The 20,580-nt window shown below is 65.9% G+C and carries 21 protein-coding genes; 6 read left to right on the plus strand and 15 right to left on the minus strand.

The window, feature by feature from the left end; genetic code table 11:
- The first annotated feature begins 198 nt into the window (after nt 1-198).
- On the plus strand, nt 199-1,677 hold the full coding sequence (locus tag ACWDTF_RS14355) for a cytochrome P450 (RefSeq protein WP_449754544.1): 1,479 nt from the start codon (nt 199-201) through the stop codon (nt 1,675-1,677).
- A 21-nt stretch (nt 1,678-1,698) separates the two neighbouring features.
- Here the strand turns inward: ACWDTF_RS14355 and ACWDTF_RS14360 are convergent, their stop codons facing one another.
- Nucleotides 1,699-2,673: an arabinofuranosidase gene (locus ACWDTF_RS14360; RefSeq protein WP_449754545.1), complete on the minus strand. Its 975-nt coding sequence runs from the start codon at nt 2,671-2,673 to the stop codon at nt 1,699-1,701.
- Nucleotides 2,674-2,735: 62 nt separating this feature from the next.
- On the minus strand, nt 2,736-3,266 hold the full coding sequence (locus ACWDTF_RS14365) for a putative immunity protein (RefSeq protein WP_240862153.1): 531 nt from the start codon (nt 3,264-3,266) through the stop codon (nt 2,736-2,738).
- A 299-nt stretch (nt 3,267-3,565) separates the two neighbouring features.
- Here ACWDTF_RS14365 and ACWDTF_RS14370 point away from each other — a divergent pair, with 299 nt between their 5' ends.
- Nucleotides 3,566-5,194, plus strand: coding sequence for a cation:proton antiporter family protein (locus tag ACWDTF_RS14370; RefSeq protein WP_240862155.1), 1,629 nt, complete (start codon nt 3,566-3,568; stop codon nt 5,192-5,194).
- A gap of 534 nt (nt 5,195-5,728) precedes the next feature.
- Here the strand turns inward: ACWDTF_RS14370 and ACWDTF_RS14375 are convergent.
- From ACWDTF_RS14375 to ACWDTF_RS14405, 7 genes are all read right to left on the minus strand, one after another.
- Nucleotides 5,729-6,145: a PIN domain-containing protein gene (locus ACWDTF_RS14375; RefSeq protein ID WP_449754546.1), complete on the minus strand. Its 417-nt coding sequence runs from the start codon at nt 6,143-6,145 to the stop codon at nt 5,729-5,731.
- A 2-nt stretch (nt 6,146-6,147) separates the two neighbouring features.
- Nucleotides 6,148-6,387, minus strand: a complete 240-nt coding sequence (locus ACWDTF_RS14380; protein WP_240862160.1) for an AbrB/MazE/SpoVT family DNA-binding domain-containing protein — start codon at nt 6,385-6,387, stop codon at nt 6,148-6,150.
- 192 nt (nt 6,388-6,579) lie between these two features.
- Nucleotides 6,580-6,993, minus strand: a complete 414-nt coding sequence (locus ACWDTF_RS14385) for a PIN domain-containing protein (RefSeq protein ID WP_449754547.1) — start codon at nt 6,991-6,993, stop codon at nt 6,580-6,582.
- Complete coding sequence (locus ACWDTF_RS14390; RefSeq protein ID WP_449754548.1) at nt 6,990-7,208, minus strand: type II toxin-antitoxin system VapB family antitoxin; 219 nt, start codon at nt 7,206-7,208, stop codon at nt 6,990-6,992. Before ACWDTF_RS14390 ends, ACWDTF_RS14385 begins: the two co-directional genes overlap by 4 nt.
- A 123-nt stretch (nt 7,209-7,331) precedes the next feature.
- The gene (ychF, locus tag ACWDTF_RS14395; protein ID WP_449754549.1) at nt 7,332-8,411 is read right to left on the minus strand and encodes a redox-regulated ATPase YchF; all 1,080 of its coding nucleotides are present in this window, start codon (nt 8,409-8,411) and stop codon (nt 7,332-7,334) included.
- Between the two features lie 44 nt (nt 8,412-8,455).
- Complete coding sequence (locus tag ACWDTF_RS14400) at nt 8,456-9,646, minus strand: AI-2E family transporter (protein ID WP_449754559.1); 1,191 nt, start codon at nt 9,644-9,646, stop codon at nt 8,456-8,458.
- A 636-nt stretch (nt 9,647-10,282) separates the two neighbouring features.
- On the minus strand, nt 10,283-10,615 hold the full coding sequence (locus ACWDTF_RS14405; RefSeq protein WP_240862166.1) for a hypothetical protein: 333 nt from the start codon (nt 10,613-10,615) through the stop codon (nt 10,283-10,285).
- A 118-nt stretch (nt 10,616-10,733) separates the two neighbouring features.
- Here ACWDTF_RS14405 and ACWDTF_RS14410 point away from each other — a divergent pair, with 118 nt between their 5' ends.
- The 4 genes from ACWDTF_RS14410 (at nt 10,734) to ACWDTF_RS14425 (ending at nt 15,051) form a co-directional block, all read left to right on the plus strand.
- Nucleotides 10,734-12,248: a DNA-3-methyladenine glycosylase 2 family protein gene (locus tag ACWDTF_RS14410; RefSeq protein ID WP_449754550.1), complete on the plus strand. Its 1,515-nt coding sequence runs from the start codon at nt 10,734-10,736 to the stop codon at nt 12,246-12,248.
- Nucleotides 12,249-12,332: 84 nt separating this feature from the next.
- Nucleotides 12,333-12,893 carry a methylated-DNA--[protein]-cysteine S-methyltransferase gene (locus tag ACWDTF_RS14415; protein WP_276615263.1) on the plus strand — a complete coding sequence of 187 codons (561 nt, stop codon included), beginning with the start codon at nt 12,333-12,335 and terminating at the stop codon, nt 12,891-12,893.
- Nucleotides 12,894-12,929: 36 nt separating this feature from the next.
- Nucleotides 12,930-14,099 carry a DNA recombination protein RmuC gene (locus ACWDTF_RS14420; RefSeq protein WP_449754551.1) on the plus strand — a complete coding sequence of 390 codons (1,170 nt, stop codon included), beginning with the start codon at nt 12,930-12,932 and terminating at the stop codon, nt 14,097-14,099.
- Nucleotides 14,100-14,133: 34 nt separating this feature from the next.
- Nucleotides 14,134-15,051: a DUF6542 domain-containing protein gene (locus ACWDTF_RS14425; protein WP_355275278.1), complete on the plus strand. Its 918-nt coding sequence runs from the start codon at nt 14,134-14,136 to the stop codon at nt 15,049-15,051.
- Nucleotides 15,052-15,083: 32 nt separating this feature from the next.
- Here ACWDTF_RS14425 and ACWDTF_RS14430 read toward each other — a convergent pair whose 3' ends face one another.
- The 6 genes from ACWDTF_RS14430 to trhO form a co-directional block, all read right to left on the minus strand.
- On the minus strand, nt 15,084-15,638 hold the full coding sequence (locus ACWDTF_RS14430; protein WP_449754552.1) for a nucleosidase: 555 nt from the start codon (nt 15,636-15,638) through the stop codon (nt 15,084-15,086).
- A gap of 17 nt (nt 15,639-15,655) precedes the next feature.
- Nucleotides 15,656-16,426, minus strand: a complete 771-nt coding sequence (locus ACWDTF_RS14435; protein WP_449754553.1) for a fructosamine kinase family protein — start codon at nt 16,424-16,426, stop codon at nt 15,656-15,658.
- The gene (locus ACWDTF_RS14440; protein WP_374247927.1) at nt 16,423-17,394 is read right to left on the minus strand and encodes an SDR family oxidoreductase; all 972 of its coding nucleotides are present in this window, start codon (nt 17,392-17,394) and stop codon (nt 16,423-16,425) included. The genes ACWDTF_RS14435 and ACWDTF_RS14440 overlap by 4 nt, the downstream gene beginning before the upstream one ends.
- A gap of 25 nt (nt 17,395-17,419) precedes the next feature.
- Nucleotides 17,420-18,469 carry an N-acetylmuramoyl-L-alanine amidase gene (locus ACWDTF_RS14445; protein WP_240862177.1) on the minus strand — a complete coding sequence of 350 codons (1,050 nt, stop codon included), beginning with the start codon at nt 18,467-18,469 and terminating at the stop codon, nt 17,420-17,422.
- A 174-nt stretch (nt 18,470-18,643) separates the two neighbouring features.
- Nucleotides 18,644-19,678, minus strand: a complete 1,035-nt coding sequence (locus tag ACWDTF_RS14450) for a CobW family GTP-binding protein (protein ID WP_355275274.1) — start codon at nt 19,676-19,678, stop codon at nt 18,644-18,646.
- Complete coding sequence (gene trhO, locus ACWDTF_RS14455) at nt 19,675-20,520, minus strand: oxygen-dependent tRNA uridine(34) hydroxylase TrhO (protein ID WP_355275310.1); 846 nt, start codon at nt 20,518-20,520, stop codon at nt 19,675-19,677. Before trhO ends, ACWDTF_RS14450 begins: the two co-directional genes overlap by 4 nt.
- Between the last annotated feature and the right edge of the window lie 60 nt (nt 20,521-20,580).

The raw sequence follows: 20,580 nt of genomic DNA on the forward strand, positions 1-20,580 counted from the left end.
CCGACCGGACCACCGCATTAGCGTCGATGCCAAGCGCCGCAGAAGTCGGCACCTTGGAAGGAGATCGGCTGTGTGGGTTCTCGTTATCGCCGTGTTCGTGCTTCTCGCTATGGCCGCCCTGCTGCACGATCGCCACGGGCTGGACATGAGGGCGCGAGAGTTCAGCGCCGCCCTGAACGCTCGTGACGCAAGGCGATCATGACCACCTACGACCTCCGAACCACTCTGTCGTTCACGAAGGCACCCCGACGCTGGCACCTCGCGGCCGCCGATTCCCCGTCGGGTATCACCGGTGCTGACGACGACGCCGGTCCGATCGACATTCCCCGTCGCTCCGCTCGCCCGGTCGCCGACGAGCCGGCACCGAACGCACCGGCCACCTACCTGCGGCCGAATACACTCTGGACCTCACTGCAGATCGTCACCCGTCAAGGCGACATGTTCTTCGCCGACGCGGCCGAGCACGGCGACCTGTTGCGCTACAAGTTCCCGGGAGGTCCGAATTCGGTTGCCGTGCTGACCAATCCGTCGCACATCAGGTCGGTCATGACCGCTGACCCGGACATCGCGCCGTCGGCCACCCGGCAGTCGCCGCTGCGGCCGATCGTCGGACCGAATTCCGTTCTCACCTCGATCGGGCCGCGGCATCGTCGTCAACGGACACTGCTCATGCCGCGTTTCCACGGCAAGTCCGTGGCGGAATACCGCGAGAGCATCGAGACCGCGACCGCCACACATATCGACTCTTGGCCCGTCGGCCAACCCATACGGCTCGCCGATATGGCACAACAGCTCACTCTCGACGTCATCATGGCCGCTGTCTTTGGTCTGCCCGACGGTGTCCCGAACACCGAAGCCGAACACGCGCTTCGGTCGTCGATGGTCCGGATGCTTCGGTGGTCCACTCATCCATTGGCGACGGTTGCCCAGTTGGCCAACAGTTTCAACGAGAATCCGGTCGGGATCACCAAGCTCATCTTGCGGCCGGTCGACGCGGCGATCGCCGCGCTGCTGGCCGAACGGCGCGCCGAATCGTCGTCGGTCGAGCGCACCGATATCGCAGCGCTCCTGCTCGCAGCACGGACCGACGATGGTATGCCGTTGCCGGACAGCGAAATCCGCGACGAACTACTCACCCTCGTCCTCGCCGGGCACGAAACCACCGCCAACACCGTCGCCTGGACCTTCGAACGCCTCACCCGTAACCCCGACGTCTACCGCGATGCGCGGGATGCCGCGAGAGCGGGCGACGACGACTACATCGAAGCGTTGCTCAACGAGTCAATGCGCGCGCGGCCGGTGGTACCGCTGGTAGCTCGGGAACTCTTGCAGCCGTGGCAGTTCGGTGCGTATCGCGTTGATCCGGGCACGGTCGCGTTGATCAGTATCCTGTTGCTCCACCACCGCGACGACATCTATCCGCGTCCCTTCGAGTTCACCCCGGAACGCTTCCTCGGCGTCCGGCCCGCGTCGCACACGCTGATGCCGTTCGGCGGCGGCAACCGGCGGTGTCTCGGAGCGACCCTTGCCATGGCCGAGCTCCGGATCGTGGTCACCGAGATCCTGCGTCGCGTGGACCTCGAACTCACCGACCGCGCACCCGAGCGGCCCCGGCACCGCAACGTCACCATGATCTCCCGCGACGGTGGACTGGTGCGCGCCAACGCCATTCGCTGACTCCTTGGCCGAGAAGCGTGGTCAGGCCGGTTGACGCATCACACCGAAGTGCCGCACCGATCCGGACAATCCGGGGAGCAACGTCCTGCTCGACCAGGTACGCATCCCGTCGGTGCTGTCGGAGTAATAGTACTTACCGTCGCGGTACGCGTCGAAATAGATGCGCCACGCGCCGCTGGGCAACTGAACCACAGCCGGCCCCTCGACAAAGGTCCCCCAATTCCCTGGTGGGATAAACCGGTACGGCCCGGCGAGTGATCTGGCGACCGCGTGCTGGATGAACTTCTTGGTCTCGTTCTTGGTGAAGGCGTGATACACCGAGCCGACCTTCACGACGGTGGTGTCGATGTGGTCGGCGCCGATCCCGGCGATCGGGGTCGGGATGCTCCACACGCGGAAGTCGGAGCTGAGCGCCGTCATGAGGTAGGGCACAAAGCCGCCGCCGGTCGACATCGACAGGATGACATGGACTCGCCCGCCTTCCACAAACCATTCGGGCGCCCAGGCCTTGGTGGTGAACGGCGAGAGCGACGGACCGTCGCTGGAGCCTGCCGACCCGGACGAACCCGGCCCGCTCGACGAGCCGAGTCCCTTACCGTCGCCGGTGCCGGGCAGGAACGCGCAACAGAACGGAACCGGATAGTTGTGCATGAACGCCCAGTGGATACGGTCGCGGCTGCGCGCGAAGCCGATGTTCGCGCCATCGACCGTGGTGTAGGTGACGTAGTACCAACCGTCGGTATTGCGGAAGATGCTGGGGTCACGCACGCGCCCCGACGGCGGCCGATACGCCGGCTTCGCCAGCGGGCTGAACTGGGTGCCATTAGACGACTGGTAGACGTCCATGTAGACGTCGCTGGTGTTGCTGAACCCCACGAGGGTGTAGCGCCAGCCGCTCGGCGCGGCGTTGGCGCCGGGTTGGGTGGCCATCAATCCCGCGACCGCGATCAGCACCGCCGAAACGGCGAGCGCAGCGCCTGGCTTCAATACCATCATCGGTGCAGTATCACCGACAACGACACACCACGCATCACTTTGGCCACACGCGCACCAACTTTTTACGCAATCTGTGCCTGGAGCTCACGGATCACATCGCCCAGGATTCCGCGCGACATCAGGCCCGGCCCCAGCGGTCCGGAGGAGTCGCTCCCGACCGGCGGAAGCTGCCGCAAGATCGACTGTTCTTCGTCGGTCAACGCCGCCAACTGCCACGCAATCTCGTCGGCCACCGCCTCGGGTCGAGCCGGATTGGCCAACGACATGGCCTTGACCGCGTAGGCGGCCGCGCCCAACGCATGCGCACCCATGTGGGCGACCGAGGCAGCCTGGGCAACCGACCGGGCAGCCGCCGCCCCCTGCGGGGTGGTCGCGGCCTTGGCTGCCTTCACCGCGACAAGTCGCTTCCGGATCTCCTCGGCCGCAGTACTCGACCCGGCACTGAAGGCCCGGGTGCGCACGACCGCATCGCGAATCTGCTCCTGCGCCATCGGTTCGGCGTCGAACATCGGGAGTACGCGTTCGGCGCAGGTCACCGCCCATCGCGCAACGACGCGACGCTCCTCCTCGGTCAAGGTCTGAATCGATGCCACTCACGCACACTCCACCGTCGAACTCCACATGGCAAGCAGTCGGGATTCCCATTCCGGCATCTCCTCGGTGAAGACGGCAGGCAATCCGACGACGCAAGACGGGATTCGATCTCGTCGCGATGCTCGACGGCGAGGAAATCGATTGCCTACCCCGACGATCCGCAAAGCGAATGATTTCGCCGCCCGGCAGAGTTCCGCGGATTTCACACGCGCGCACCGCGGATGTCGTGTTTCGATCGCGGACCCGCTTAGGGTGAGGTGGGTCCGCATCACCGCACCGCACACGACAGGACGAACGCATGACGGTGGCCGCCATCTATCTCGTCATCACCTTCGGGCTCGGTGGCCTGGCGATGGTGCTGCGGCTGCCCCCGTTGGTCGGATTCCTGGCGGCCGGCTTCGTTCTCAACGCGATCAACGTCGAAGACCTGCCGCAGTTGGAGACGCTCGCCGACCTCGGGGTCACCCTGCTCCTGTTCGCGATCGGTCTCAAACTCAACGTGCGAACCCTGCTGCGCCGCGAGGTGTGGCTGACGACGTCGGTACATATGCTGTGCAGCGTCGTCCTCGGCGGTGCGCTGATCTGGCTGGCAGCGGTGGCCGGGGTGTCGATGCTGGTCGGACAAAGCCTGCAGACCATAGCCCTGCTGGGCTTCGCGTTGTCATTCTCCAGCACCGTCTTCGTGGTGAAGATCCTCGACGAGCGAGGCGAATCGACCTCCCTCTACGGCCGCGTGTGTATCGGCATCCTGGTGATGCAGGATCTCATCGCCGTGATCTTCCTGACCGCGACCGCCGGGCACGCCCCCAGCCCGTGGGCGCTCACGCTGGTGGGCTTGTGGCCGCTCACGTTGGTGGCACGTCGGGTGTGGGGACGCCTGGGCCACGGCGAGATGCAGTCACTGTTCGGGATCGTGATGGCGTTGGTCCCGGGATACGTCTGGTTCTCGTCGGTCGGCCTCAAGGGCGATCTGGGTGCCCTGATCGTCGGCATGCTGCTCGCGTCGCATCCGGCAGCCACCGAACTGTCCCGGTCGTTGTTCCACATCAAGGAACTGTTGCTGGTGGCGTTCTTCGTGTCGATCGGGCTCACCGGCCTGCCCGACATGCCCACGATCGGCGTCGCCCTTCTGATGATGGTGCTGCTGCCGATCAAGGCGGCCGGCTACACGGCGTTGTTGACGTTGATGAAGCTGCGATACCGGACCGCAATCCTGGCCGGCCTGGGCCTGATGAACTACTCCGAGTTCGGCCTGATCGTCGTCTCGGTCGGGGTGAGTGCTGGGCTCTTGACTCATACATGGCTGGTCGAACTGTCCATTGCCGTCGCTTTGAGCTTCGTCATATCCGCGGTGGTCAACGGCCGTGGGAACCAGCTCGCGGAACGGATCGTCGCGCGCCTGCCCGTCCAAGACGAACACAACCTGCAGCCCGAAGAGCGGCCCGGGGACGCGGGTGACGCCGAGGTCGTCGTCATCGGAATGGGCCGGGTTGGATTTGCCACCTATCAGCGCCTGACCGAGCGGTATCGAATGCGGGTGGTCGGCGTCGACTACGACGAAAGTCGAATCCAGCGACTCACCGACCGAGGCGTCCGGGTCATCGAGGCCGACGCGACCGACCTGGACTTCTGGGTCCGTCTGCGACGTTCTGATTCGGTGCGGCACGCCGTGCTGGCGATGCCGAATCACAGCGCCAACGTCGTCGCGCTCGAATGCCTGCGCAAGTCGGGTTTCAGAGGTCAGGTCGCTTCGGCGGCACGCTATGAAGACGAAGTGCACTGGGCCACCGACAATGGCATCGGCATTGCGTTCAACGTCTACGCGGGCGCCGGGTTGGAGTTGGCCGACCAGGTCGCCGCTGCCGTTGAACCACCACCAGACGAACCCGGGGGCGACCCCGCGGAGGGCGATGCTCCGGAGCGGTGAGAGCGCTCTGCCGCGTCCTTCCCGAGGGTGAGACTGGTCACTCACCCCGGCTCGACGCTCCTCGGATTCGATGCGCGACAACGCTTCTCGACCGCGGAGACGACGCCCTGGGATCACTCAGCCTCGCGGTGCTGTGCCCACTGCCACCGCTATTCGCCTGCGTGACGGTGCTGATGGCCACACGACGCCACGTCGACGCGGACGTCGAGGCCGCGGCACGGTCGTGACTGCGTGACCGACTGGGTTGTCCTCACCAGATTGCTGCCCCACTTGTGACCTGGCCCTGGCGTCAGTCTATGCAGAGCCGTGAAACCCACGGTGCGACAGCGTGTGTCGGCCACGCCTGTGGTCGTCGACGACTCATCGCCGAACGTGTACTGGCGGCCGAGTCGATGACTGAGATCGGGCCCGTGAGGGCGGTCCTCCGGGAATATCCCGGAGCCGGGCACTGAGGAGCCGATCTCAGTCACGCGTCGAGCTGAGCCAGATAGTCGGCGTCGTCAATAGACCGCCGCGATTCGCCCGCGTCACGTTTCACCCCACGATCTCCTCTACCCGCGCACCCACCGCGTCGTAGGTAGGCCGTGCCCGGGCATCGCGCGTGATCAAGACGGCGTCGTTCTCTCGGGCCGCCAATGCGACCAAAGCATCGTAGGTCGCCCCACCGGCTGTTCCGAATCGGGCAAGGAGCCGATGAGCCTCGGCCACAACACCTTCGGGGAGCCCAAGCGTCTCGACGAAGTTGTCGTCGATCAGCAGCACCGCATCCGGCGGAGCCACTCGCGCGTCGCCAGGCAGGCGAGTCAGCACTGAATAGGTCTCCAGCAGAGCATGTCCGCTGAGCGCAAGCGGCCGGCCGCCAATCCGGGATCTGACAACTTCATGAGCAGCATGGGAAGCCACGAGAAACGGCACCGCAACGCTTGTGTCGACGGCGAATCGTTGACTCACGCTCACCGTCTGCTGGAATCGATCAATCCGAACATGACCTCGTCGGTCACCGCGGTTTCAGACTCGGCGACCAGATGCCCGTCAGCTCCCTTGACCAGCCGCGCGGTTCGTCCACCCGGGGTCACCTGCAGACCCCCGCCATACAGCGAAATGTCGACGGTGGATCCGGGCGCGATTCCCAACATGTCTCGAAGGGCTTTGGGTAGGAGCAGTCGTCCGCCCGAGTCGATCGTGGCTTCCATGGGAACAGGCTACCAGTGGAATCCCATCATGGCCGCTGGTTGTCGAGCAGATCGACTCACGCGGACCACGGTTCGTCGATAACGTCACTCACGGACTGGTTGAACTCCCACTACCACGCACACCGTCCTCAGACGCTCGTCCCTCGTCCATAATGTGGCGTCCGAATCGATTGGGCCCCAACGCTGAGGATGTCACGGCGAGGGTGCGACGTACTCGCATTGCAAGTCCGACACCCTCGCGATGTGCTCGAAGTCGTGGTCCGCGGCGAGCACCGTCGCATCGTTGACGATGGCGTAGCCGGCAATCAAGATGTCGAGCGAGCCCGCTGCACAGACCAGCCCTGTATTCCATAGTGCGGCTTGAATATCGAGCACGAGCGCTTCGTCAGGCGCGTGCTCGAGCGGAAATCCGAGGGAGAACTGTTCGCGGTAGCGCAGGTGCTCCTCGCGTGTCCGGGCGCTGTGGCAGAACTCGAGCGCCTGGGGCGGACACGTGACGAAGAGATCAGCCGGGCCTCGCTCAATGCGACGCAGCCTCGCAGTGACGCCCGGGTCCCCGGTGGCCAGCCTCGCCCAGACCGAGTTGTCGACCAGGTAATCGGTCACGCAGAATCCGTGTCACTCGGTGAGGCCACAGGCGCGCCGAGTTCGCCTTCAAGATCGGCCAGTCCTGCGATTCCCTCGATCATCGCGGCCTTCTGTTTCGAGGCGATGAGCCTGCGCAACGCGAGGTCGATCACGGCCCGGTTCGATCGCTCACCCGTGAGGGCTCGGGCACGCTCAATAAGCTTCGGATCCAGATCAACACTGGTGACGGCCATCACTGCCCTCCCTAACTATATATCCGACTATATAGTTAAGCTCCCTGCGCGGCCACCCATCGCTCCACAGACTGACACGCGACCATCAGCGAGCACTTTCGGTGATGCCGAAACGAAACTCAGCTAAACGTTGAACCGGAACTCGACCACGTCCCCGTCGGCCATGACGTAGTCCTTGCCCTCCATCCGCACCTTGCCCGCGGCCTTGGCTGCGGCCATCGATCCGGCGGCGTCGAGGTCGTCGAAAGAGACGATCTCGGCCTTGATGAAGCCCTTCTCGAAGTCGGTGTGGATGACACCGGCCGCCTTGGGCGCGGTGTCGCCGCGGTGGATCGTCCAGGCGCGAGACTCCTTTGGGCCGGCGGTGAGGTAGGTCTGCAGGCCCAGGGTGTGGAACCCGGCTCGGGCCAGCGAGCGCAGGCCGGGTTCGGTCTGGCCGATCGAGTCGAGGAGTTCCTGGGCATCCTCCTCGTCGAGCTCGAGGAGTTCGCTCTCAACCTTGGCGTCGAGGAAGACGGCGTCGGCCGGTGCGATCGCGTCGAGCAGTTCCTTCTTGCGGGCGTCGTCGGTGAGCACCGACTCGTCGGCGTTGAAGACGTAGAGGAACGGCTTCGCGGTCATCAGGTGCAGCTCGCGAACCGCGGCGAGATCGAACGAATCCTTTTGCGAGAAGAGCGTTTTCCCGGAGTTGAGGATCTCTTGCGCCTTCTGCGTGGCCGCCACGGTCTCGGCGAGATCCTTGTTCTTGCGGGCGTCCTTCTCAAGACGCGGCAGCGCCTTCTCGATGGTCTGCAGGTCGGCCAGGATGAGCTCGGTCTCGATGACACCGATGTCCGACAGCGGGTCGACACGGCCGTCGACATGCACGACGTCGTCGTCGGCGAACACCCGGACCACCTGGCAGATGGCGTCGGCCTCCCGGATGTTGGCCAGGAACTGGTTGCCCATGCCCTCGCCCTCGGACGCGCCCTTGACGATGCCGGCGATGTCGACGAAGGACACCGTCGCGGGCAGGATGCGTTCGCTGCCGAAGATCTCGGCAAGCCGATGCAGGCGTGCGTCAGGCAGTTCCACCACACCGATGTTCGGTTCGATGGTCGCGAACGGGTAGTTCGCCGCCAGGACGTCGTTACGGGTCAGCGCGTTGAACAGGGTGGATTTGCCGACGTTGGGCAGCCCAACGATTCCCAGGGTGAGACTCACGGGCGACCAGTCTATCGGTTGGCATTAGCCGAGATTGCGGTGCGTCAGGCAGGCTGCGCACCGGCGGGTGTATCGGGTGGCGGCTCCTCGTCGGGCACACCCACTTGCTCGGTCACTGGCATGCCCTCGGGCGGCAGGGTCTCGCCCGCTCGCGCCGCGATCTGCTCGTTCAGGTAGCGCAGCACGACGGCGATCGCCGACGCCGCCGGGACGGCGAGGAAAGCACCGGTGATCCCGAACAGGGTGCCGCCCAGGGTGACCGACAACAGGACGATCGTCGCGTGCAGATCCATCGACTTCGACTGCAGCCACGGCTGCAGGACGTTGCCCTCGAGCTGTTGCACCGCCAGGATCACACCGAGCAGGATCAGGGCCGAGGTCAGGCCGTTGGACACCAGCGCGATCAGCACGGCGAGCGCTCCGGCGACGAAGGCACCCACGATCGGTATGAACCCACCGAGGAACGTGACCACGATCAGCACACCGGCCAGCGGGACGTCAAGGATCACCAGGCCGACACCGATCAGCGCGGCATCGACGAAACTGACCAGCGCCTGGGTCCGGATGAAACCGCCGAGACTGGCCCACATCCGCAGCAGCACCTCGCCGACGTGCAGGCCGGAGGGCCTACCGAGGGTTCGATGGAGCCACGGCACGAACTTCGGGCCGTCCTTGAGGAAGAAGAACACCAGGACGAGCGTGGTGAAGATGGTGACCAGCGCCGACGTCGCGGTGCCGACACCGCTGAACACACCCTGCGCGATGGTCGTCGAACTCGATTGCAGCTTCTGGGTGATCGTGTGGACGATGTTGTCGAGCTGCTCGTCCTGCACGTTGAGCGGTGGACCCTGAATCCAGTCCTGCAGCTTCTTCACACCGTCGGTGGCGCGGTTCGCGAGGTCGGGCGCCTGGTCGACGATCGACGGCACGATCGCGCCGATCACACCGGCGAACACCCCCACCGCGACCAGCATCATGACGATCGATGCCGCGGCCGCCGGAACCCCGCGTTGCCGCATCCAGCGCACGGGTGGCCACAGGATGGTGCACAGAATGATCGCGAAAAGGATGGGCAACAACACAACCCACAACTTGGCGAGCACCCACATCAGCACCCACACCGCGGCCACCACGAGGACGATCTCGAGTCCCACGATCGCGCTCGATCGGAGGCCGGACATCATCACTTTGCCGCGAGATGGGAACTCGGTGGTCGTCGACGATTCCGCACCCACTGCGGGTGCGGGATTCTCCGGTTGATCGGGGCTGTCTGAAGTCTCGGCATCGCCCGGTGTGTCTGTCACGCAATGATCCTCACACACCGGCGTCGATCCGACGACGCAGCTCACCGTTCATGTCGGTCGTTCAAGCGCCACACGCTTCGATCAGCGACGCACGCGCCGACGTCGTCGGCGATCGTGGAGGCGGGGAGAGCGCGGCCTCGTCGCAGAGGCCGCACTTGTCGCCAGAAACCTCAGGCGTGGCCAGAAACCGCTGGTGCGCCACGGGTTTCTGACCAGACACGCGGTTTCTGAAACCGCGACACGCCGACGACGCGCCTCGGAGGTCGGCGAAACCGCCGCCGCGGTCAACCATCACAGAGGTCCCTGGCGAGCGCAGTCCTCGGACTCGGAACATCGTCGTCGAGCACAGAAAGCGCTCTTCGCCGCCCAAGAAACTAGGGGAAGAAACTTCTTCCCCTGGCCTTGGTGTCCTCCCCGCGAGTTTTCTGGGGGACGACTCCAAACCTCGCGGAAGAAACTTCTTCCCCTAGATTTTTCGGCACGGCATCACGCATTTCCCCAGTTCAGAGGACTGGTCACCGAGCTCTTCGAGGCAGCGACCCACCCGCCGGTCGATGAAGACCCGGCTCAGTGCCGACGGAACTTGCGTTCGAGGTAGCGCACCAACGCGTTCATCGCCTCGAGTTCGACGATCAGCGGACCGGGGTCGGCGGCCGGGCGCTGGACCTCTGGGTGTGCCACATCGACCGGCTTCTCGACGCAGCGCGTCTCCGAGTCCGTACCGCGTGCCGCAGGTACCAGGGGTCTGCGTTCCACCCCGACTGCCTGCTCCTCGGCGCACGCCTTTTTGATGGTGTCGGGCCCGTACAGGCCCATCATGAGCTCCAGTCCCCACGCCGGGAGTTCCGACAGCGGGGTTTCGTCACGCCGACCACGCAGTCGGTGTCCCTCGAACGACATGACCCATATGGTGCCAGCGAATGTTACGTACGTCACGTTTTTCGCCCGATCAGTGGGACAACCAGCCATGTCCGATTCCCGCCAGCATGGACCCCCGCCAAAGTGTCACAGTGAATGGGTGAGCATCGATCTGGCGCCTGAGACCCTGACAGCCCACTTGGACTTCGACCGCTGCTATCGAGCGCTGAGCGCCCGCGACACCCGCTTCGACGGCCAATTCTTCGTGACCGTCGCAACCACGGGTATCTATTGCCGACCGTCGTGTCCCGCACAGACCCCGAAACCCCAGAACGTCTCGTTCGTACTCACCGCGGCTGCTGCCCAGCTGCGAGGTTTCCGCGCGTGCCGCCGTTGTCTGCCCGACGCCGTTCCGGGTTCACCGCGTTGGAACGCCGGCGCCGACACCGCGTCGCGCGCCATGCGGCTGATCGCCGACGGGGTGGTCGAGCGCGAGGGCGTCGGGGGCCTCGCGGATCGTCTGCGCTACTCGCCGCGCCATCTCAACCGTGTCCTGACCGACAACCTCGGCGCAGGACCGCTTGCGCTGGCACGGGCACATCGGGCCACCAATGCCCGCATCCTCGTGCAATGCACGACGATGCCGATGGCCGACGTGGCGTTCGCCGCCGGTTTCAGCAGCGTCCGACAATTCAACGACACCATCCGCGCGGTGTTCGGGCTGACCCCGACCGAGCTCCGTCGACTGCGCTCGCGGCATACCGTGACACCCGCCACCGCCGACGGGGTGACGTTGCGACTGGCCTACCGCCGCCCGTACCGGTGGGCGTGGATGCGCTGGTTCCTCCAGTCGCACCTGGCGTCCGGCGTCGAAGCCGTGCTGGACGACGGAACCGGCTGGCGGTACTGCCGTGTCCTCACGCTCCCGCACGGACCGGCGGTCGCGGTGATCGAGCCGATGTCCGATCACGTACGACTCTCGTTGCACCACATGGACATGCGCGATCTCGGTGTCGCGGTCAACCGGGTGCGGCGCCATCTAGACCTCGACGCCGACATCGACGCCGCCGAAGACTCGTTGCGCAACGATCCAGCCTTGGCCGCGCTTGTCGACGAGGCGCCGGGCGTTCGGCTCGCCGGCAGTCTCGACCCCGCCGAGACCATCATCCGTACCATGATCGGCCAGCAGATCAGTGTCGCGGCCGCACGGACCCACATCGACGAGCTCGTCAACCAGCTGGGATCGCGGCTCGATCCGGCCGCGACGCTCGGCGAGGCCGGACGCATGCCCTCCAGGCAGTTCCCCACTCCGGCCGCGATCGCCGAACACGGCGGTCGGGTGCTCCGCGGTCCGCGCCGACGAATCGACGCCATCGTGGCGGTCGCCGCGGCGCTCGCCGACAAGTCGGTGGAACCGCACACGGGGTTGGCTGCGTCTGACTTACGTGACCAACTTCTCGAACTGCCCGGCATCGGACCATGGACGGCCAATCTGGTGGCGATGCGGGTGACCGGCGACCCCGACATCGCACTCACCGACGACCTTGTCGTCGTCCGCGCGATGGCCGACCTCGGCATCGAACCTCGGCACGCCGACCGGTGGTCACCGTGGCGGTCCTACGCGTCGATGCACCTCTGGCGGCATCGCCTGGCATCCACCGGCGCACCCGTCTGACGCCCGACCACAAACCCGATCCGATCTCCACCGACCCCGATCCCGATCCCACCGACCCGATTCCCACCGACCAAGGAGCATGCCTTGTCCACAGCCGAGATCTCCGAAACGACACCATCGAGCCCCGCAGGCGCCGCAAACGCCGAGGTCGCCGACTGGGCAACAATCGCGACCCCCGACGGTCCCTTCACCGTGATAGCCGACGACGCGGGCGTCGTCCTGGCCTCCGGATGGACCGAAGACGCCGGATACCTCGCCGTGCTGATCAACCGCGCCATCCGCCCCACGACGCTGCGGGCAGGGCGTGATCTGGCTGCTGTCACCGACCCGGTCGAGGCGTACTACTCGGGTGAACTGACCGCGATCGATGCGGTCGCCGTCGCCCAGCGGTCTGGACCGTTCCTCGAGCGCGCCTGGGCTGCACTTCGGACCGTCCGCGCGGGCGGACAGGTCAGCTACACCACATTGGCCGAGATGGCCGGCGAGCCCGCGGCCGTGCGCGCCGCAGCCGCGTCGTGCGCCCGCAACGCAGCAGCGCTGTTCGTGCCGTGCCATCGGGTCCTGCGCAGCGACGGGACATTGGGCGGATTCCGATACGGGCTCGACATCAAACGGTCCCTTCTCGACCGGGAGTACGACGCGTAGGCGGTAGTTGTCGTAGGCCATGTGCACGATCGTCGTGTGATCGCAGCAGCAGTCTCGTTGGTACTCGGTGTCCTACTCGGCGCCGCAGTGGGCTGGTTCGCCCATTCCGCGCGCACGAGTGGGTCCATTTCCGCGGCCCAAGCCCAGGTCGACGCTCTGCGGGAGTCCCGCGACAGCGTCACGGCCTCGATGTCGTGGGCCACCGAGGATGCCGCGCGCCGACAGTCCTCGGCGATCGGGTCGCAGGTGAACCACATTGTCGAACCCCTGCGGTCGACGCTGACGCAGCTGACCGACGAGTTGCGACGCGTCGAGCACAACCGGGTCGGCGCCTACGCCGGACTCGCCGAACAGGTGCGTGGGATGCACGCAACGTCGATGGCGCTCGGCGATCAGACGCGGCAACTGGCGAATGCCCTGCACAGTTCGCATGTGCGCGGCCGTTGGGGGGAAATCCAGTTGGAGCGCGTCGTCGAATTGGCCGGGATGACCCGGCACTGCGACTTCAGTACGCAGGTAACTGCGCGATCGGACGAGTCGGGCACGGTTCGTCCCGACGTCGTGGTGCACCTCGCGGGCGGACGGGCTATCGTCGTCGACGCGAAGGTGCCCCTCGACGCGTACCTCCGTGCGGCGGATACCGCCGACGACGCCGAACGCGACCGACGACTCGCCGACCACGCACGATCGGTGCGCGCGCACATCGGCAGGCTGTCGTCGAAGGCCTACTGGACGGCTTTCGACAACACACCCGAAATGGTCGTGCTGTTCCTCCCCGCGGAGGCCGTGCTCGAGGCGGCAGCTCGCATCGATCCCGAGCTCATCGAGTTCGGCTTCGGCAAGAATGTCGTGATCGCCACACCGACAACGCTGGTGGCACTGCTGCGGACAGTCGCACTCGGGTGGCGTCATGACGCGATGGCACGCGACGCCGCGGTCATTCACGAGCTCGGTACCACGTTGCACCACCGCCTCAACAGCGTTCTGCAGCATTTCGAGAACGTCGGAACGTCGCTGCGTAAAACGGTTGAGTCCTACAACTCGGCGGTCGGCGTGGTGGAGAACCGACTCGGCGTGACCGCGCGCCGCCTGGCCGACCTGGAAGCCCTCAGCACTTCCGGCGAACCGCCGACACCTGCCGTGATCCACACCACATGTAGAACCATCGATGCGCCGCCGACCACGACACCGACGCCGGGCGGTTAACCGTTTTCGGCCGATGAACCGGTAGCGTGACGTTGTGCCTTCCCCACAACTCACTGGAGCAGCGGTCCCCCTGGACCAGCAGTCCGTGCTCCCGAGCGTCCGCGGTGTGCCGTGGTGGGGTGCAGTTCTGCTTGCCACCGGCCTCACCGCGCTCGGCGCCATCATCGACGCCTACCGGATCGGTGACCTCGGCGGCGGCTACAAGTTCCTGTACCTCGTGGGATGTGTGGCTGCCGCGCTCGCCGTGCGTCGGCGCGGGCTGTTCACCGCAGCGGCGCAGCCACCACTGGTGGCGTTCGCGGTCAGTGTCGTCGCGCTCTACCGGATGAACTCCGACCAGGCGTCGGCGAATCCGCGCAGTTTCGTCTTCAAGGTGATGTTGCCGATCGCCGCGAACTTTCCGTGGATGGCGACTGTCTTCGTCATCACTCTCGCCCTCGTCGTGCTCCGCTGGTACCTGACTCGCGACAAGACCGACGACCGTCGGCGTGACCGGTCGAAGTCGCCACGCTCCGACTCCGGAAAGAAGACGAGCGACAGCACGGTTGACGCCGCGGCGAACCGCGACGACAAGAGCAACGCCGAGAAGCAGCGTCCACGCCGTGAACGTTCCGCCAAGCCGTCGACAACGCAGCGCTCGCGTAGCCAAACCCGACCCGCCCGCCCCAAGCAGACCAAGCCGCAGGCAGCAGCGAACGCCGAAGCGGCCACAGCGCAGCCGATCCCGGAAGCCTCGACCGTTGCGCGACGACCCAAACGAGCCACCGCCGGTCAGGTGCTGCGCGCCGAGGCCGGTGCGCAAATTGCCGCGAACGGGTCGAACGCGGACGGGACCGACGGAACGAATCCGCCGGCTCGCCCGTCGGTGGTCACCGATTTCGCGCCCTACGAATCGGTGACCGAGACGCCGGCCGGCGAGTATCCGAGCACCCGCTCGCGCAACCGCGGCTGACCCCCCGCTGGCGGAGCCGACTCCGAGCCGCCTCAGACCAGCCCTTCACTGTCGAGCCAATCGCCGAGTCGGCGTGCGGCCGCGTCGACGAGGTCCGGCCACTGCATCGCTTCCTCGTCGGCGCTGTCGGTGACCACCTTGACCACCCGGCATCCGACTCCGAATTCGGCGCTGACGTGGGCGATCGCGCACCCTTCCATGTCGACGAGGTCGGCCTGTTGAGCCAGTACGGCCCTATGTGCCGGGTCTGCGACAAAGGTGTCGCCGGATGCGAGCACGGTGCCGTCACCGCCGGGCAGTTCCCAACGATCGGTCATGTCGTAACCCATGGAACGCAGGGCGGCACTGCTGATGTCGTGTTCGATCACCGCGGATGGCAAGAACAATCCGGCGTGGTGGTCGTGGAGTGCCCCGGCGGTGCCGATGCTGACGACCGAGGTCACGGGACGCCCGGAGGCCAGTTCGCGGGCGAGCACCATGGATGCGCGCACTTTGCCGATGCCGGTGATGAGCAGACGCGCCCCAGCAGGGACGTAGCGGGCCTCGGAACGCGTGGCGGACACGATCAGGACACTGTTGTCGGGCACCGACCGATTATGTCCTGTCACGCTCGGTCCGCGAGCGTCAGCGTCGACCGCGCCGCACGACCCAGCGCCGCACCGTAACTCGGTCCGTGTCCGGCGGCATGCACGGCCAGCGGATGCAGCTGATGCAGCGGGATGCGCTGCTCCCGTCCCGCGGCCGGCGGATGCTCCGTTCGGTAGCCCTCGATGATGTCGTCGAGCAGCGGGCACCCGAACAGCGCGAGCATCGCGAGGTCGGTCTCGCGGTGACCACCGTGTGCGGCCGGGTCGATCATCACGACGCCTTCGGGCGTCCACATCACGTTGCCGCTCCACAGGTCGCCGTGGAGGCGGGCGGGCGGTTCGGAATCGTCGAAGACCCCCGCCGCGATGAGTCCGCAGGCGGCCCGGACATCGGCGTCGTCCGCGGCGGTGAGATTGCCGGCGTCGAGTGCCGGGCGCAGGTACGGCAGCACCCGTTCCGCCGAGTAGAAGGCACCCCAGGTGTCGTGCTCGGTGGAACTCAGTGGCCGCTCGCCGATGAACTGCTCTCCGCGGTATCCGTCGGGTGGCGATCCGAATCGGGGCGCCCCGGCGTCGTGTGTGCGAGCCAGCGCCGCACCGAAACGCCGCGCGGCCTCGACGGTCGGACGGGCTGTGTCGAGCCGGGACAACTCGATCGAGTCCCTGGTGACCGCCAGAACCTCCACCACCGGCGCGCCGGCGTCGGCGAGCCACCGTAGGCCGGCGGCCTCGGCGAGGAAGAAATCGGGATCGACGTCGTGCCGGGCTTTTCGGAACGGCCGACTCAACCGGCGTCCGCCGCGTTGGGACTTCCGACATCCCCTACGCCCCCGGCGTCGACCGCCCGCGCCTCGAGCGCTCGGCCGGTCACTCGCGCCAGATGGTCGAAGCGGTCGTTGGCGATCCGCATCACGATCTCGTACGGCAGCGCGAACTTCCGCGCCCACCAGTAGCCGAACCGGATGTCGAACGACGTGTAGACCAGGAATCGATTCTTCCGAATTCCCTTGAGAATCGCCGATGCAGCGGTCTCCGGGCTGACCGCGACCTTGTGGAAGTGGTCGATCTGAGATTTCACGCGCGGATCCGTACGGTCGACGCCGACGATCTCGACCGTATCGACCAGTGGCGTGTCCACCCCGCCTGGGCATACCAGCGAGACGCCGATGTGGTGACGCCGCAGGTCGAATCGCAGCACTTCCGACACTCCGCGAATCCCGAACTTGCTCGCACTGTAGGCCGCGTGCCAGGGCAACGCCAAGAGCCCCGCGGCCGACGCCACGTTCACCAGATGACCACCGTGGCCGCGCCGAACCATCTGCGGCACAAAGCATTCGATGACGTGAATCGGTCCCATCAGATTGACGTCGACCATTTTCCGCCAGTGCCGGTGCTCGAGATTCTCGACCGTCCCCCACGCCGACACCCCGGCGATGTTCATCACCACATCCATCGTGCCGACCTCTGCGTCGACGTGGTCGGCGAAGCTGCGCACCCAGTCGTAGTCCGACACATCACCGGCGAGGTGGTAGACCACCGAGCCGTCGGAGCGATTGATGTCGGCGACGACCTCGTCGAGACGGTCGGCACGCAGATCGGTGAGGACGAGTTCGGCGCCTTCGGCGGCTGCGGCGCGAGCCGTCGCCTCGCCGATTCCGCTTGCGGCACCGGTGATGAGCACCTTGCGTCCGCGCAGCGTCGGCACCGGAGTGTCCATGACGATCAGATCCTTGAGATTCAGACCTCGAAGTCGCATGATCCCGACCCTAGCCTCCCGGCCGTCAGCCGATGGGCAGCTTGCCGCCGAACAGTCCGTAGATCACCGTCAGCATGGCCTTGAGCACCTGCGCGGACACGTCCTGCCCCTGCCCGAGCAGCAGTTGCACGACGGCGGTGGGGTCCTTGGTGCCCAACAACTGTTGGACGAACGGGATCACCGACGCGAGGCCGTTGTCGCCGCCCGGCGGAGGTGTCGCCGCCGACGGCGGTGCGGTGTTGTTGGGGTTCGCGTTACCCGGTACCGACGTGGTTCCGCGGACGTAGTTCAGGATGCCGTCGGTGATGGCCATCGAGTACTTGAGCTGTCCCTTGCGCTCGGACAGACTCGCGGCCTCCGTGGGATTCGACAGGTTGCCCATCTCGATGAAGACGGCGGGAACCTTGGTCAGATTCACCGCGGCGATGTCCGAACGCGTCTGGATGCCGTTTTGCACCCCCGCGTAATTCGCCGCGGGGAAGCCGGCCTTCACGAATGCATCCCGCATGACGTTCGACGCCTTGCGACCCTCCCCCGACTGCACGCGGTTGACCGTCGCGTCGGGCACGGGCAGGGTCGGCACGATCATGTGGAAGCCTTTTTTGCCCTGGTCGGCTCCCTGCGCGGTGGAATCGGCGTGGATGCTCACGGCCACGGCGGCACCCGAACGACTCGCGGCCGCCGCGCGCTGATCCACGCAGCCACCCCACCCGGTGTCGTCTGGCCGGCTCAGCACCACTCGCGCGCCCTGGCTTTCCAGCCCCGCCTTCACGAGTTGGACGATCTGCCAGTTGACGGTGTGTTCCTTGGCACCGTTGACCGCGGTCGCGCCGCTGGTCTGACATGCCTTCTTGCCACCGCGCCCGTCGGGCACCTGGGCGTTGAGGTCGTGCCCCGCCGAACTCCCCTGGTGTCCCGGGTCGAGGAAGATCGTCTTGCCGGCAAGGGCGGTGCCGCGGGTAGGTGCGGCGTGCGCAGGCGCAGCTTCGGTCACCGACGCCACGAGGGTGGTCCCGGTCAGCAGCGCGACCGCCGCAGCGGTGAGCGAGAGCCTGATGCGTCGTTTCTGGGTCATCGCGGTATCGGGCGACGGACGCGGATGCGTCCCCGATCGCCCCACTCCCTTCCATTTAGCAACATTGGTCACTCTAGTCACAGAGTTAACAGTGAATCAGGGCGTGTCAGATTTGAAAAATCGTCGACCAGGCACTCTGTGATTTCGTTAGGGAGATGTGACCTGATGTCCGCTTCACTCGCCTGCGAGGTACCGCGTGATCGACAGAATGCCGTTGCTGTCCGTCGCGTCGTCGGGGACTGCGACCGCCGACGCGAGCCGGTCCCGCACCTGATCCGCATAGAGCCCGCTTCCGATCGCGACCAGCGTCGTCGACGGTGCGTCCGAACCCCACGATTCGCGCTGCACGCTGACGAATCCCCCCACCGCGTGGACGACGTATTTCTGGCGGTGACGCGGGACGTCGAAGTGCACGAGGCCCTTGATGCGGAAACATCCGTCCGGCGGGCGTTCGAGGAATGCGGCAAGCCGCCGCGGATTCATCGGTTCGGTGCTCTCGAAGGAGATCGAGTCGTAGTCGGCGTGCAGGTGGTCGTGCGGTTCGCCCTCGATCAGCAGCGCGTCCAATGTCAGTTGCCCGGTTCCCGGCCGGTCCTCGGCCCGACGCTGCGCTGCGTCGAACATCAGTGCCGGATCGATCGCGGCATGCGCGGCGGCCACCAGTGGCGCAGAGTGATTGAGTGCGTGCAGATCGTCGACCGCCCGGTCGGCGACCTCGCCATCGACGAGGTCGATCTTGTTGAGCACCAACAGGTCTGCGATGGCCACATGTCCGTCGAACTCCGGATGCTTGCGACGGGTCGCAGCCATGTGCACCGCGTCGACGACGTACACGAGTCCGCCGTAGCGCATCCGACGGTCGGCGACGCCGGTGACCATCCGGATGAGAGCCTTCGGCTCCGCTATGCCGCTGGCCTCGATCACGATCGCGTCGAGAGCAGCAGACGGTCGCATCAGTGTGGCCAGGGCCTCTGTCAGGCCGTCACGATCGACCGTGCAACACACACATCCGCCGCCAAGGCTGACCGTGCCGTCGGCCTGTCCGGCCACCAGGAGGGCGTCGACGTTGATCGCCCCGAAATCGTTGACCAACACACCGATCCGACTCCCGGAATCCCGTGCCGCGCGCAACAGGTGATTGAGCAGGGTCGTCTTGCCGGAACCGAGGTACCCGGCGAGCACGATCACCGGCACCGACGGCCGGCTCATGCGTCGTAGCAATCCGGGCAGATCACCGCCAGTTCGCGGCCGACGTGGTCGGGATGATTGGCCACATGTTTTGTCGACGCCCCGCATTCGGAACATGTGCCGATCACGGCGGCGTGGTCGGAGAAATCCACACTCATCCGGTCGTCGAAGACGTACAGAGATCCCTGCCACAGCCCGTCGTCGCCGAATTCCTCCCCATACCGGACGATGCCGCCGTCGAGCTGATAAACCTCGCGGAAGCCGCGGTGGCGCATCAGCGCGGTGAGTACCTCACAGCGCACTCCCCCGGTGCAATAGGTGACCACCGGGCGATCCTTGAGGTGATCGAATGCGCCGCTGTCGAGGAGCGGGACAAAGTCGCGGGTGGTTTGTGCCGTCGTCGTCACCGCGCCCGTAAAGCGTCCGACCTGCGCCTCGATCTCGTTGCGACCGTCGAAGAAGACGACGTCGGATCTGGTCTCGACGAGGTCGTGGACCTGCGCCGGAGACAGCCGAGCACCTCCGTCGACAATGCCGTTGTCGTCGACTTTCACCTCGTCGGGCACACCGAACGTGACGATTTCCGGACGTACCCGCACGCTCAGTTTCGGGAAATCCGACCCGGTGCCGTCGGACCATTTCACATCCACATTCCTGAAGCCCGGATACTCACGAGTTGCTCTCACGTACCGTTTCACCTGGGCTATGTCGCCACCGACCGTACTGTTGATCCCGTGTCGTGACACGATGATCCTGCCGCGTAAGCCGAGCGACGAGCACACATTGAGCTGCCAGAGCCGGATCGCCTCTGGGTCGGGCAGTGGCACGAAGGCGTAAAACAACACGATCTTGGGGGTCGACACAATGCAAGGGTACGGACCGCGCTCGAGGCTGTTGTTCTCGGCGTTCGCTGCCCTGGCAGC

The organism is Gordonia sp. NPDC003422 (assembly GCF_053588675.1).

Bases quoted from the DNA above. Each gene is read 5' to 3' on its own strand.
- ACWDTF_RS14450 (WP_355275274.1), bottom strand. From the start codon at position 19,678: ATGAGCCGGCCGTCGGTGCCGGTGATCGTGCTCGCCGGGTACCTCGGT.
- ACWDTF_RS14390 (WP_449754548.1), bottom strand. From the start codon at position 7,208: ATGGCCGTCACCAGTGTTGATCTGGATCCGAAGCTTATTGAGCGTGCC.
- ACWDTF_RS14405 (WP_240862166.1), bottom strand. From the start codon at position 10,615: ATGTCGTTCGAGGGACACCGACTGCGTGGTCGGCGTGACGAAACCCCG.
- ACWDTF_RS14445 (WP_240862177.1), bottom strand. From the start codon at position 18,469: ATGACCCAGAAACGACGCATCAGGCTCTCGCTCACCGCTGCGGCGGTC.
- ACWDTF_RS14440 (WP_374247927.1), bottom strand. From the start codon at position 17,394: ATGCGACTTCGAGGTCTGAATCTCAAGGATCTGATCGTCATGGACACT.
- ACWDTF_RS14380 (WP_240862160.1), bottom strand. From the start codon at position 6,387: ATGGAAGCCACGATCGACTCGGGCGGACGACTGCTCCTACCCAAAGCC.
- ACWDTF_RS14370 (WP_240862155.1), top strand. From the start codon at position 3,566: ATGACGGTGGCCGCCATCTATCTCGTCATCACCTTCGGGCTCGGTGGC.
- ACWDTF_RS14360 (WP_449754545.1), bottom strand. From the start codon at position 2,673: ATGATGGTATTGAAGCCAGGCGCTGCGCTCGCCGTTTCGGCGGTGCTG.
- ACWDTF_RS14355 (WP_449754544.1), top strand. From the start codon at position 199: ATGACCACCTACGACCTCCGAACCACTCTGTCGTTCACGAAGGCACCC.